The following is a 13,535-nucleotide window of genomic DNA, read 5'->3' as shown; positions in this document are numbered from 1 at the left end:
AACGGTGGGCGCCCAATGAGCGAGCCTGGAAATAAACTGCGACTCGGTGCATTGATTGCGCTGGTAGTGGGTTCGATGATTGGTGGCGGGATCTTTTCGCTGCCGCAGAACATGGCCGCCCGCGCCGACGCCGGCGCTGTGTTGATCGGCTGGGGCATCACCGCCGTAGGCATGCTGGCGCTGGCGTTCGTGTTCCAGACCCTGGCCAACCGCAAACCCGAACTCGACTCGGGGGTGTATGCCTACGCCAAGGCCGGCTTTGGCGACTACATGGGTTTCTCTTCGGCGTGGGGCTACTGGATCAGCGCCTGGCTAGGCAACGTCGGCTACTTCGTACTGCTGTTCAGCACCCTGGGGTTTTATTTTCCAATGTTCGGCGAGGGCAATACGCCGGTGGCGATCGGCTGCGCCTCGGTGTTGCTCTGGTGCGTGCACTTTGTGGTGCTGCGTGGGATCAAGGAAGCCGCGTTCATCAACCTGATCACTACCGTGGCCAAGGTAGTGCCACTGCTGATTTTTATCGTGATTGCCGCCGTGGCGTTTCGTGCCGAAGTCTTCACCCGCGACCTCTGGGGCGCGAGCAACCCGCAGTTCGGCAGCGTAATGGAGCAGGTCCGCAACATGATGCTGGTGACCGTGTTCGTCTTTATCGGCATCGAGGGCGCGAGCGTGTACTCGGCGCGGGCCCAGCGCCGTTCAGACGTGGGCAAGGCGACTGTGATCGGCTTTCTCGGCGTGCTCGCCTTGCTGGTGCTGGTCAACGTGCTGTCGCTTGGGGTGATGACCCAGCCGCAGCTGGCGGGGTTGCAGAACCCCTCGCTGGCAGCGGTGCTGGAGCATATCGTCGGCCCATGGGGCGCGCTGCTGATCAGCCTGGGCCTGGCGGTGTCACTGCTGGGCGCGCTGCTGTCGTGGGCGCTGTTGTGTGCAGAGATCCTCTACGCCACGGCCAAGGACAAGACCATGCCGCGTTTTCTCACCGTCGAGAACGCCAATCACGTGCCGGCCAACGCGCTGTGGCTGACCAACTGCATGATCCAGGGCTTTTTGCTGATCACGCTGTTTTCGGCAGGTACCTACACCAGCCTGATCTATCTGGCGTCGTCGATGATTCTGGTGCCGTACCTGTGGTCGGCGGCCTATGCTGTGCTGCTGGCGCTGCGCGGTGAAGGCTATGCCGAGCAAGCCGGGCTGCGCCGCAAGGACCTGATGGTGGCCGGCCTGGCGCTGGTCTACGCGATCTGGCTGTTGTACGCCGGCGGGCTCAAGTACCTGCTGCTGTCGGCGTTGCTATATGCGCCAGGGGTGATTCTGTTTGCAAGGGCCAAGCACGAGCAGGGCCAGGCGCTCTTCACCGGCTGGGAAAAGCTGATTTTCGCTGCGGTGCTGGCAGGTGCAGGCGTGGCCGCGTATGCGCTGTACGCGGGGTTGTTGACGCTCTAGCTCAGCCGGCATTGCAGTTGGAGGCTGCGGGCTGAACGCGCTCCGGGCGTGACCAGATCCACAGGTTGCCCAGGCTCATGCCGGCGATGGCCAGAAACACCGGCCAACGGTGCTCGAGAAAGGTCAGCATCAGGCAGGCGCAAATCAGCATGCTCACGGTGGCGCTGATTTTCGCCCGGCGCTGGATCACCCGGCCGTTGCGCCAGTTGTGCAGGATCGGCCCGAACAGCCGATGGTTCTCCAGCCAGGCGCTCAGGCGCGGCGAGCTGCGCGTCGCGGCCCAGGCTGCAAGCAGAATGAACTCGGTGGTCGGCAGGCCCGGAATGACAATCGCCACCAAGCCGATACCCAGGCTCACATAAGCCAGGATCGCGTACAGCAGGCGGGTCAGTTTCGAGCGGGCAAGTTGGGTCATGGTCTCACTGCAAAAACGGCCGGTCACCACCGCGGTGACCGGCTAAAGCGTATCAGGCCGGCGCGACTTGTGCCGCGTAGGCATGCTTGAGCAACTCGGTGAAGCGCTCGAAGGCGGCGACTGCAGCACGCTCGGCGGCTGCGTCTTCTTCAGCGGACAGCTCCAGGCCATCGAGGATGCGCGTGAACTGTTTCCAGCCTTCGGCGCGGCCACCGGCCGGCTCACCCAGGTGACGTGCGCCAAAGCTGTCGGACAGCTCCAGTGCCACTGCACGCTTGATCAAAAAAGCGGCGCCCAGTTTGGATCCTTCGGAGACGAAGATCCAGCCTAGTGCCTCGCCTAGGCTCGGCGCCTGCAACGCGCCAGCCACGGGTGCCGGCACTTCAGCATTGAGGTCGACGAGGTCCATGCGAGCCTGATCGGCGCGGCAGCGGGCGGCCAGGTCGGGCACGATGAGGGTCAGCTGCGGATCGTTGTACAGCCCCTGCAGCTCGGACTGAAACAGGTACTGGGCAACCACGAAGCGGGCAAAGTTGTCACGGTTGGCAAACGGCGCGTGGGCTTTGACCAGTGCGTCGAGCTCGGTGTGTGGAGCGTTGGTCGCCTGATTCAGGCGTTGCGAGCGCAGCTGCGGGCGCTCGGCGTTGGCAGCGTTGGTCATGGTGGGTCCTTGGAAAATGGGCGGTCTAGTTACGAGACGAACAAGCGGGCTGAACACAGTAAAAATTCATGCTCAATAGTCCTGGCAGCGCAGGTCGATGTAGGAGCGGCCTCGTGTCGCGAAAGGCCCGCAAAGCGGGCCCAGCAATTCTGCGGTGCTGCACAAATCCTGGGGCCGCTACGCAGCCCTTTCCGACCGGTCCGGCGCCCCGGCAAAGCCGCTACAGGGGACCGCGTAAGCAGGTAATGCGCAGGTCAGATATCCCAGATCACGTTCACGGCGAAATTGCGCCCGGGCATGGTCAGGCGGTCGAGGTTGGCTGGCTGGGTCACCGCCGCTTCGCCCTGGCCGTCGTAGCCACGCACCGAATCCCACTGCCAGTACTTCTTGTTGGTCAGGTTGTACACGCCGGCGTTGACGGTGACGTCGTCGGTGACCTTGTAGAAACCGCTCAAGTCGAGCACGCCGTAGCCCGGGCTGCGGAACTGGGTGCTGGCGCCGTCCGGAGCGAAGAAGGCGCTGTCGTCGACCCGGGTCTTGCGTTTGACCAAAGTCCAGCTGAGCAGGGCGCCATAGTCGGCCTGGTCATAACCGAGACCAAACACGCCGGTCAGCGGGTTGACGCTGTTGATCGGCTGGCCATTGTCATCGTTGCGACCGTTGGCATAGGCAATCGAGGTCTGGCCATACAGGCCCTGCGGTGCGCCAAAGTGATCGAGGTTCAAGCGGCCTTTGAACTCGGCGCCCTTGATGGTGGCGTGCTTGATGTTGCTGGCCTGGAAGGTGGTGCCGAGGTTGGCCGACTGCACGGCGTCTTCGTTGATGAAATCCCGGTACTTGTTGTAGAACACCGCGACATCGAAGTTACCCGCGGCAAAGTTGCCGCGCAGGCCGGTTTCATAGCTCTTGCTTTTTTCCGGCTCCAGGCCCGGATTGCCCTCTACCCGGTAGCCCACAATCGGGTTGTCGAAGCGCCCGTACCTCGACTTGGCCGTCGGCGTGCGGAAGCCTTCGGCGTACTGGCCGTACCAGGTGTAGTTGTCGTCAAAGGCGTAGGTTACGCCAAGCTTGGGCGACAGGCGATGCCACTTCTTGTCCGAGTCGTCGACCGCAGTCGGAGCAACGCCGGTGCCCTGAATGCCACGCAGGAAGGCGTCGGTCATCTCCGGTCGCATGCGCGTGTAGTCGTAGCGCGCGCCAGGCAGGAAGGTCCAGCTGTTCCAGCGAATCTCGTCCTGGGCGAACAGGCTGTAAGTGTCGACGGTCGGGTCCGGGAAGTCGCTGACCAGCGCCTGGCCATCGCGGGCGCTGTCCTGGCCTACCGCTGTGCAGCTGCCGCCGACGTTCAGGCAGGTGCCGCTGCCGCTGCGCGTACCGGTGACTTCTTCATGCTTGAGGGTGGTGCCGTAGGTCAGCAGATGGTCGGTCTGGCCGATGCTGAAGGACTTGTCCAACTGCCCGTCGAATACCCATTGACGGTCCTTGTAAGTGGTCTTGCGGTCACGTGCTACCTGGCGACCCGAGGCGACATACAGCTCTTCGGTACGCTGATCGGTCTTGGCGATCTGGTAGTTCAGGCTCCACTTGGCGCGGTCGGCGAACAGGCTGTCGAGGCCGAATTCATGGTTGATGCCAAACCGCTCGCGAGTGACCGTGTCATTGCCCTGGCGCGCGCGGTATGAATTCATCGCGCCAAAGCCTGGTATGAACGGCCCGCCTACGGCGCTGAGGATGTTCTGATCGCGATCATCCTTGTAGGTTTCGTAGGTAACGCCCAGCCGCGCATCGTCGGCGTAGTTCCAGCCGGCCTTGGCCAGCACGTTGGTGGTGCGCACGTCTTCCGGGTTGGCCGCGGTGCGATCGAGCCCGGTGCCGTTGTGCTCGCCATAGGACTCGGTCTCATGGCCGTTACGCTGGCTCAGGTGCAGCAGGCCATCGACATCGCCCTGGCGGCCGGCGATGGTGGCCGAGGTCAGCCAGCTTTCGTCAGCCGAGCTGTAACCGGTCTTCAAGCGTGCGCCGATGTCCTTGCCCGGTTTGATGATGTCGTCCGCGTCGAGGGTGAAGTAGCTGACCGCGCCACCGATGGCGTTGCTGCCGTACAGCACCGAAGCCGGGCCACGCAGTATCTCTACGCGCTTGACGATTTCCGGGTCGACATAGTTGCGTTGGGTCTGCGCGTAGGGGCCGTAGAAGAAACTGTCGGGGATCGACACTCCGTCGATCTGGGTCAGTATCCGTTCACCGTCGATGCCGCGGATGTTGTATCCGTTGAGGCCGCTGCGCTGGCCGGTGCCGCCAACCGAAACACCCGGCTCGTAACGCACCAATTGCTGGGTATCGTTGACGTTCTGTCGATCCAGCTGCTCGCGGGTCTGCACAGTGACGGTGCTCGGCACCTGGCTGACATCCTGGGCGCTGCGGGTGGCGCTGACGGTCAGTTGCTGCAGGGCAATCACACTGCTGGCCGACTGGCGTTCAAGCACCACGTTGCCGTTACCGATCTTGCGGTAGCTCAGCCCGGTTCCTTGCAGCAAACGCTGCAGCGCAGGCTCGGCTGGCAGCGAGCCCTGGACGCCGGGCGATGAGATACCCTCGGCGACCTCGGCGCTGAAGCCGACCTGCCAGCCGGTAACCTGGCTGAAGGCGTTGATGGCCGCAACCAGTGGCTGTTGGCTAATGCTGAAGCGGTAATCGCCCATGCGCGGGCTGTTGGCCTGGGCCGGCTCTGCGGCCAGGGCCGGCAGGCTGACGGCGCCACTGGCGATCAGGGCCAAGGTCAGCAGAGACAGCTGCCCCAGGCGGCGGGGTGACGGGCGGAGTTGAGCTGTGGACATCGAAAGCGCTCCCAGACGCGCGGACTATTATAGGTGATGCTTGTTCTTGTTTAAAAACAAGAATCAGTTGCATTGGCTATAACGAGACGTGTTGTGGGTAGCGATCGCGTAAAAATAATTAAGGCGGCAGTCAGCGATTCAGTTGAGGATCACCAGCGCCGGGTATTCATGCAGCCTGGCTGAGGTGATCTGGGCCAGCGCGCGCAAGGTTTCCAGCGGTTGGTCGAGGCGGTAGTTACCGGTCACGGCAACCTGCTCGAGCGCGCCGTTGCGGCTGATGATCCAGCCCGGATAGTAACGGCGCACCTCGGCCAATACTTCGCTCAGCGGGCAGTTCTCGAACACCAGGCGGCCCTCGACCCAGGCCAGATCCTGGCGCATATCGGGGCGGCTGGGCTGGCCAAAACCCTGCGGGCCAACGCTGATGCTGTCGCCGGCGCGCAGGCGAATGTGCTGATCACTGGCGGCGTGCAGGTCGACATCGCCGCGCTGCACGCGGACCTGCGCCTGGCCATCCAGGTAGCGCACGGCAAAGTCGGTGTCGCGGACCTGCGCACGTATCGGCCCGGCCTGCACCTCAAGCGCCTGCTCACCGGCACGGCGTACCTGAAAGTACGCCTCGCCTTGTAGCAGGCGGGCCACTGGCTGGCCGTCGCGCACATCGCTGGCAAACGCCGAGTCGGTGTTGAGCAGGACCTTGGTGCCGTCGTCCAGCTGCAGCCGCTGGCGCTCGCCGACCACGGTCAGGTGATCGGCCTGCAGCCGCACCGGCAGGTTGCCGAAGGTCAACAGGCCGACCAGCAGCACGGCTGCGCTGGCCAGCGGCTTCCAGTGCCGGCGCAGGCGAGCCGCTGGGGTTTTGCGCTGGGCCTGATGCATCTGCCCGGCGGCCTGGCGCAGGGGCGCGCCGTTCCAGACTGCTTCGGCCTCGACATAGGCCTCGGCGTTTTCCGGCGCAGCGCTCAGCCAGGCCTCGAAGGCTGCGGTGTCTGCTGCGCTGGCGGATTGCAGGCGCAGCAGCCAGTCCAGTGCCTCGTCCATGGCACGCGCGCGGGCATCGGGCCCGGCAGGTGTCGGGCGGGGGCTGGGGCTGTCGGTCACGAAGGGTCCTTGCTTGGGGGATTTTGCCGAATGATCGGGGCTGCAACGGGCCAAGGCAAGCGCTTTACCGATCCTGGCGGGCCAGCGGTCGGCTTACTTGAGCCGCTCGGCCACACCCATGCAGATGGCCATGATCAGTTTCAGTTCCTTCTGCACGGTGCTCGCCGAAACCTGCAACTGCTCGGCAATCTCCAGGTAGCTGGCGCCGTGCAGGCGGCTGAGGATGAAGATGCGCTGCTGGCGCGTGCTCAGTTGGCCAAGGCTGACACTCAGGTGCTTGAGCAACTGCTCGGCGTGGGCGGCGTCCTCGCTGCTGCTGGTGGGGGCGGCGACGTTGTGCAGGATCTGCTCGGGCACATCCTCGACCAGCGTGCGCGCTTGTACGCGGCGGGCGCGCAGGTGATCCAGGGCCAGGTTGCGGGCAGTCTGGAACACGAACGGCTCAAGGTGTTCGACCGGCCGTTCGCCCAGGGCGCGGGTTACCCGCAGGTAGGTTTCCTGGAGCAGGTCTTCAGCGGTACTGGGGTTGCCCACCATGCCTTGCAGCGTGCGCAGCAGGCTGAGGCGTTGGGTTAGGAAGACGATATTGAAGCGTGACTGACTCACGGGCGACCTGGCCGATACGGAGGTTAATGATAATGCTTATCATCACCCATATTGGTCAAGCGTTAAAACTGATCCCTTGCGAGGCGTATGTCCGGCCCCAGCAGGCAGCGCAATGTCTGCGCTGCCTGCTGGGCGAGCCACCTTACTGCGCGTTGTGCAGCGCCAGGCAGTTGTCGAGCATGCGGTTGGAGAAGCCCCACTCGTTGTCATACCAGGCCAGCACCTTGAGCATGCGACCGTTACTGCGGGTGTGGTTGGCATCGAAGATCGACGACAACGGGTTGTGGTTGAAGTCGCACGACACCAGCGGCAGGGCGTTGTAACCCAGTACCCGCGAGTGGCGGCTGGCTTCGAGGAACAGCTGGTTGACCTGCTCGGCGCTGGCTTCGCGCTTGAGGTTGACGGTCAGATCCACCAGCGACACATTGATCACCGGCACGCGCACGGCCATGCCGGTCAGCTTGCCCGCCAGTTCTGGCAGCACCAGGCCGACCGCTTCGGCGGCGCCGGTCTTGCTCGGGATCATCGACTGGGTGGCTGAACGCGCCCGGTATGGGTCGCTGTGGTACACGTCGGTCAGGACCTGGTCGTTGGTGTAGGCGTGAATGGTAGTCATCAAACCCTGCTCGATGCCGAACTCGCGGTGCAGCACCTGGGCAATCGGCGCCAGGCAGTTGGTGGTGCAGGAGGCGCTGGAGATGATCTGGTGCGAGGCACGCAGCACATCATGGTTGACCCCGTAGACGATGGTGGCGTCAACGCCCTTGCCTGGCGCCGAAATGATCACCTTGCCGGCGCCGGCGCTCAAATGTGCTGCAGCCTTGGCGCGGTCGGTGAACAGCCCGGTGCATTCGAACACGACGTCGATGGCTTCGGCCTTCCACGGCAGCTCGGCCGGATTACGGATGGCGCTGACCGCGATGCGGTCGCCGTTGACGGTCAGGCTTTCATGATCGGCCTCGACCTGTGCATCGAAAATGCCGTGGACGCTGTCGTACTTGAGCAGGTGGGCGTTCATCGCGCTGTCGCCCAGATCGTTGATGGCGACGACCTGCAGGTCTTGCCGGTAGCCTTGGGTATACAGTGCGCGCAGGACGTTGCGCCCGATACGGCCGAATCCGTTGATGGCGATGCGTAGGGTCATGGTAATACCTCTGGCAGTCGGGTGAAGGCTGTGGCACAAGATCTGTTGCCGCGGAGCACGCATTCACTGAAACGATTTTGTTATTGGAATTACAAGATTATGCGTTATGGGATAGAAAACAAGCCCTTTTGATGGCAGTATTTTGTGTAAACATACAACGAGTGGTCGGGCGAGCTGCTTCCACGGTGCACCAGGCAGGTTTCACTTGAGCCTAGGTCGCAATCGGGGGGAGGGGAAATCCCGCTTCAGATCACCCTTACCGTCAGACTGGAGTTCAGTACATGCACCCGCGCATCCTAGAGGTCACCCAACGGCTGATCGAACGTAGCCGTCCTACCCGTGAACGTTATCTGCAACTGATTCGCGGTGCGGCCAGTGACGGCCCGATGCGCGCCAGCCTGCAGTGCGCCAACTTCGCCCACGGCGTGGCCGGCTGCGGTAGCGAAGACAAACACAGTCTGCGCATGATGAATGCCGCCAACGTGGCAATTGTTTCGGCTTATAACGACATGCTTTCGGCGCATCAGCCGTACCAGCATTTCCCCGAGCAGATCAAACAGGCGCTGCGCGAGATCGGCTCGGTCGGCCAGTTTGCCGGTGGTGTGCCGGCCATGTGCGATGGCGTCACCCAGGGTGAGCCGGGCATGGAGCTGGCCATCGCCAGCCGCGAAGTGATCGCGATGTCCACTGCCATTGCCCTGTCGCACAACATGTTCGACGCCGCCTTGATGCTCGGCATCTGCGACAAGATCGTCCCTGGCCTGATGATGGGCGCGTTGCGCTTCGGCCATCTGCCGACCATCTTCGTCCCTGGCGGACCAATGCCGTCGGGCATTTCCAACAAGCAAAAGGCCGATGTGCGCCAGCGCTATGCCGAAGGCAAGGCCAGCCGCGAAGAGCTGCTCGAGTCGGAAATGAACTCCTACCATAGCCCCGGCACCTGCACCTTCTACGGCACCGCCAACACCAACCAGCTGGTGATGGAAGTGATGGGCCTGCACCTGCCCGGCGCCTCGTTCGTCAATCCTTACACGCCGTTGCGTGATGCCCTCACCGCCGAAGCTGCGCAGCAGGTCACGCGCATGACCAAAGCCAGCGGCAGCTTCATGCCGCTGGGCGAAATCGTCGATGAAAAGGCCCTGGTCAACTCGATCGTCGCCCTGCATGCCACCGGCGGCTCGACCAACCACACCCTGCACATCCCGGCGATTGCCCAGGCTGCCGGCATCCAGTTGACCTGGCAGGACATGGCTGACCTGTCCGAGGTCGTGCCAACCCTGTCCAACGTCTACCCCAATGGCAAAGCCGACATCAACCACTTCCAGGCCGCCGGCGGCATGTCGTTCCTGATTCGCGAGCTGCTCGATGCCGGCCTGCTGCACGACGACGTCAATACCGTGGCCGGGCATGGCCTGCGCCGTTACACCCAGGAGCCGTTCCTTGAAGATGGCCGGCTGGTCTGGCGCGAGGGCCCGTTGCAAAGCCTGGACGAGAACATCCTGCGCCCGGCTTCGCGGCCATTCTCCAGCGAGGGCGGCCTACGGGTGATGGAAGGCAACCTCGGCCGCGGCGTGATGAAAGTCTCCGCCGTGGCGCCCGAGCACCGCGTGGTCGAAGCGCCGGCGCGAGTGTTCGAAGATCAGCAGGCATTGGCCGATGCGTTCAAGGCCGGTGAGCTGGAGTGCGATTTCGTCGCGGTGATGCGCTTCCAGGGCCCGCGCTGCAACGGCATGCCCGAGCTGCACAAGATGACGCCGTTTCTCGGCGTGCTGCAGGACCGCGGCTTCAAGGTCGCGCTGGTGACCGATGGGCGTATGTCTGGCGCCTCGGGCAAGATCCCGGCGGCGATCCACGTCTGCCCGGAAGCGTTCGACGGCGGCCCGCTGGCACGTGTGCGCGATGGTGATATGGTGCGCGTTGATGGTGTCGAAGGCACCTTGCGGGTGATGGTCTCGGCCGAAGAGCTGGCCAGCCGCGATCTGCCGCCTGCACCCCAGGGCAATGACCTGGGCTGCGGACGCGAACTGTTTGGTTTCATGCGCATGGCGTTCAGTTCAGCGGAACAGGGCGCCAGCGCCTTTACCTCTGGCCTGGAGAATCTCAAGTGAATGAGTTGCTGGTTGGCGACATCGGTGGCACCAACGCACGTTTTGCCCTTTGGCGCGACAACCAGCTGCACGCCGTGCGGGTGTTGCCGACGGCTGACTACACCAGCCTGGAGCAGGCGATCCAGGCGTACCTGCAGGAGCAGGGCATCGCACGCGGTGAGCTCGCGGCGGTATGCCTGGCGGTTGCCGGGCCGGTGGATGGCGATGAGTTCCAGTTCACCAACAACCACTGGCGGCTGAGCCGCCGGGCGTTCTGCGACATGCTTCAGGTCAAGCAGCTGCTGTTGCTCAACGACTTCTCGGCGATGGCGCTGGGCATGACCCGTTTGCTGCCAGGTGAATTCCAGGCGGTATGCGCCGGTGACGCCGACCCAGCCCGTCCGGCGCTGGTGATCGGCCCTGGCACCGGGCTGGGCGTCGGCAGCTTGTTGCACCTCAACCAGCAACAGTGGATGGCGGTGCCGGGCGAGGGCGGCCATGTCGACCTGCCCGTGGGTAACGCGCGTGAAGCGGCGATCCATCAGCAGATCCAGAGCCAGATTGGCCATGTTAGTGCCGAAACCGTGCTCAGCGGCGGCGGCCTGGTGCGCTTGTATCAGGCGATGTGCGCGCTGGATGGTGTTCAGCCAGTTCACCTGAGCCCAGCTGAAGTCACCGAGGCTGCGCTGGCTGGTGAGCCGCAGGCATTGGCCGTGATCGAACAGTTTTGCTGCTTCCTTGGCCGGGTTGCCGGCAACAACGTACTCACCCTCGGCGCGCGCGGCGGGGTGTATATCGTCGGTGGCGTGATCCCGCGGTTTGCCGAGCTGTTCCTGCGCAGCGGTTTTGCTGCCAGCTTTGCCGACAAGGGCTGCATGAGCGGCTATTTTGACGGGATCCCGGTATGGTTGGTCACCGCTGAGTTTTCCGGCTTGCTGGGTGCCGGTGTGGCGCTGCAGCAGACGATGAGTTTGCCCCGCAACTGACCACCGCCCCAGGCAAGACGACCTCAATAACAGCGGGCAGCTAGACCCGCGTGCACCAGAGGAAGGTATTTTAGTGAGCACTGCCGCCCGATCGATCCTGATGGTCGATGACGACCATGACATCCGCGAACTCCTGCAGACCTACCTGAGCCGTTCGGGTTTTCAGGTGCGCGCCGAGGCCGATGGCCAGGGTTTTCGCCAGGCGCTGGACAGCACGACGTGTGACCTGGTGATTCTCGACGTGATGCTGCCCGACGAAGACGGCTTCAGCTTATGCCGTTGGGTGCGCCAGCACCCGCGCCAGTCGCGGGTGCCGATCATCATGCTCACCGCCAGTTCCGACGAGGCCGATCGGGTCATCGGCCTGGAGCTGGGCGCCGATGACTACCTCGGCAAACCGTTCAGCCCACGGGAGTTGCAAGCACGGATCAAGGCCTTACTGCGCCGTGCTGAGTTTGGCCAGGTAGCGCCCGCCAGTGCCGTGCTGGCGTTTGACGAATGGCAGCTGGACACCGTCAGCCATCGACTGTTCCACCGCGACGGTGAAGAGGTGATTCTATCGGGCGCCGACTTCGCTTTGCTCAAACTGTTTCTCGACCACCCGCAGCAGATCCTCGACCGCGACACCATTGGCAATGCTACCCGTGGCCGCGAGCCGATGCCGCTCGACCGTATCGTCGACATGGCCGTCAGCCGCCTGCGTTCACGCCTGCGCGATACCGACAAACCGCCACGGCTGATCCGCACCGTGCGCGGCAGTGGCTACCTGCTGGCGGCACATGTCAACCGCAGCCACTGAGCGTCGCTGGCGCCTGCTGCCGCGCTCTCTGCTGGGGCGCATGCTGCTGTTGACCCTGCTGGTGGTATTGCTGGCGCAGGGCCTGTCGAGCTTGATCTGGGTGGCGCAGTTGCGCGCCAGCCAGTTGCAGGGCCTGCGCGCCAGCGCGCAGAGCCTGGCCCACTCGATGAGCGCCAGTGTCAGTTACTTCCGCTCGTTGCCGGTGGCCTATCGGCCAATGGTCCTCGACCAATTGCGCAGCATGGGCGGCACGCGCTTTTTCGTATCGCTCAACGACAAGCCGCTGGACATGGCCACGCTGCCGATCACTCCGCGCAAGCAGGCAGTCATCGACGTGTTCCAGCAAGTGCTGCACGAGCGCCTCGGCCAGCAGGTGGAAGTCTCGGTCGAGTTCGTCAGCCCCGATCAGCTGCGCATCTTCAACAGCGGCCTCAAGCTCGATGAGCTGCCGCGCTCGTGGGCGCATTATTCGCTGACCCTGGAACCGCTCAACCCGCCGGTGCTGGTCAACCAGATCCGCCTGGCCGAAGGCGAGTGGCTGTACATCGCCTCGCTGCTGCCGGAGCCCTACACCAGCCTTGAGGCCGAGCGCCTGCCGCGTCAGCAGATCGGCTTCATTGCCCTGACCACGGCCATGTTGCTGCTGTTCATCGGCCTGTTGGTGCACTGGCAAAGTCGACCGTTGAAGCGTCTGGCCCGCGCGGCCCGCGATCTGTCGCTGGGCGCCGATGTGGTGCCGGTGACCGAGGGTGGCGGCAGCGAAGTGGTCGAGGTAGGTCGCGCCTTCAACAGTATGCGCGAGCGCATCAGCCGTTACCTGACCGAGCGCAGCCAGCTATTCAGCGCGATCTCGCACGACTTGCGCACGCCGATCACGCGCCTGCGCCTGCGCGTCGAGCTGCTTGAAGACGAACGCCTGCAAGCGCAGTTCAGCCGTGATTTGGACGAGTTGGAGCTGTTGGTCAAAGGCGCACTGCAGTGCGTCAAAGACACGGATATCCACGAGAACATCGAGCCGATCGATCTCAACCAGCTGCTGGAAATTCTCGCTGAACCGTACCTGCGTGACGGCCGTATCACTGTCGAGGGGCGGGCGTTGGCACCGTATCCGGGCAAGGCCTTGGCCCTGCGCCGCTGCATCGGCAACCTGGTCGACAACGCGATCAAGTACGGCGAGCGCGCGCACCTGCGCATCATCGATGGCCCGGAGGGCTTTGTGCTGCAGGTCGATGACCACGGTCCGGGTGTGCCGCAGCAGCAAATGGAGCAGGTGTTCGAGCCGCATTTTCGTTTGGCCGGGCAGCAGCAAGGCTATGGCCTGGGCCTGGGCATCGCGCGCAATATTGCCCACAGTCATGGCGGTGAAGTCAGTCTGCTCAACCTGCGCGAGGGCGGCCTGCGGGTTACCCTGTGCCTGCCGCGCAGCGCCGAGTGAGCAACGCTTGGTCACCGGCCA

Annotated in this window: 11 protein-coding genes; 5 read left to right on the top strand and 6 right to left on the bottom strand. The window is 63.7% G+C overall.

All coding sequences use genetic code 11. From position 1 onward, the window contains the following. The first annotated feature begins 15 nt into the window (after positions 1 to 15). Positions 16 to 1,443, top strand: a complete 1,428-nt coding sequence (gene arcD, locus FW789_RS09405; protein ID WP_186697537.1) for an arginine-ornithine antiporter — start codon at positions 16 to 18, stop codon at positions 1,441 to 1,443. Position 1,444: 1 nt separating this feature from the next. Here arcD and FW789_RS09400 read toward each other — a convergent pair whose 3' ends face one another. From FW789_RS09400 to gap, 6 genes are all read right to left on the bottom strand, one after another. Beyond that, the gene (locus tag FW789_RS09400; protein ID WP_103436217.1) at positions 1,445 to 1,858 is read right to left on the bottom strand and encodes a YbaN family protein; all 414 of its coding nucleotides are present in this window, start codon (positions 1,856 to 1,858) and stop codon (positions 1,445 to 1,447) included. Between the two features lie 52 nt (positions 1,859 to 1,910). Continuing rightward, the gene (locus tag FW789_RS09395; protein WP_446431366.1) at positions 1,911 to 2,519 is read right to left on the bottom strand and encodes a biliverdin-producing heme oxygenase; all 609 of its coding nucleotides are present in this window, start codon (positions 2,517 to 2,519) and stop codon (positions 1,911 to 1,913) included. 254 nt (positions 2,520 to 2,773) lie between these two features. Beyond that, positions 2,774 to 5,356 carry a TonB-dependent receptor gene (locus FW789_RS09390; RefSeq protein ID WP_446431365.1) on the bottom strand — a complete coding sequence of 861 codons (2,583 nt, stop codon included), beginning with the start codon at positions 5,354 to 5,356 and terminating at the stop codon, positions 2,774 to 2,776. Positions 5,357 to 5,494: 138 nt separating this feature from the next. After that, positions 5,495 to 6,457: a FecR family protein gene (locus FW789_RS09385; protein ID WP_446431364.1), complete on the bottom strand. Its 963-nt coding sequence runs from the start codon at positions 6,455 to 6,457 to the stop codon at positions 5,495 to 5,497. A gap of 93 nt (positions 6,458 to 6,550) precedes the next feature. After that, positions 6,551 to 7,063: an RNA polymerase sigma factor gene (locus FW789_RS09380; RefSeq protein WP_103436221.1), complete on the bottom strand. Its 513-nt coding sequence runs from the start codon at positions 7,061 to 7,063 to the stop codon at positions 6,551 to 6,553. 142 nt (positions 7,064 to 7,205) lie between these two features. Beyond that, positions 7,206 to 8,207 (bottom strand): type I glyceraldehyde-3-phosphate dehydrogenase, encoded by a 1,002-nt coding sequence (gap, locus tag FW789_RS09375; RefSeq protein WP_101316958.1) that lies wholly within the window; start codon positions 8,205 to 8,207, stop codon positions 7,206 to 7,208. A 281-nt stretch (positions 8,208 to 8,488) separates the two neighbouring features. Here gap and edd point away from each other — a divergent pair, with 281 nt between their 5' ends. The 4 genes from edd to FW789_RS09355 all read left to right on the top strand — a co-directional run bounded on the left by edd (position 8,489) and on the right by FW789_RS09355 (position 13,514). Continuing rightward, the gene (edd, locus tag FW789_RS09370) at positions 8,489 to 10,315 is read left to right on the top strand and encodes a phosphogluconate dehydratase (RefSeq protein WP_103436222.1); all 1,827 of its coding nucleotides are present in this window, start codon (positions 8,489 to 8,491) and stop codon (positions 10,313 to 10,315) included. Beyond that, positions 10,312 to 11,280: a glucokinase gene (locus tag FW789_RS09365; RefSeq protein ID WP_446431363.1), complete on the top strand. Its 969-nt coding sequence runs from the start codon at positions 10,312 to 10,314 to the stop codon at positions 11,278 to 11,280. The genes edd and FW789_RS09365 overlap by 4 nt, the downstream gene beginning before the upstream one ends. Positions 11,281 to 11,353: 73 nt before the next feature. Beyond that, positions 11,354 to 12,079 (top strand): response regulator, encoded by a 726-nt coding sequence (locus FW789_RS09360; protein WP_103436224.1) that lies wholly within the window; start codon positions 11,354 to 11,356, stop codon positions 12,077 to 12,079. Then, complete coding sequence (locus tag FW789_RS09355; protein ID WP_103436225.1) at positions 12,060 to 13,514, top strand: ATP-binding protein; 1,455 nt, start codon at positions 12,060 to 12,062, stop codon at positions 13,512 to 13,514. Before FW789_RS09360 ends, FW789_RS09355 begins: the two co-directional genes overlap by 20 nt. Positions 13,515 to 13,535 lie beyond the last annotated feature (21 nt).

Source organism: Pseudomonas sp. 1121_17 (assembly GCF_052850745.1).
Note: the sequence above shows the minus strand (reverse complement) of the source record. Positions and strands in the feature narration are given on the sequence as shown.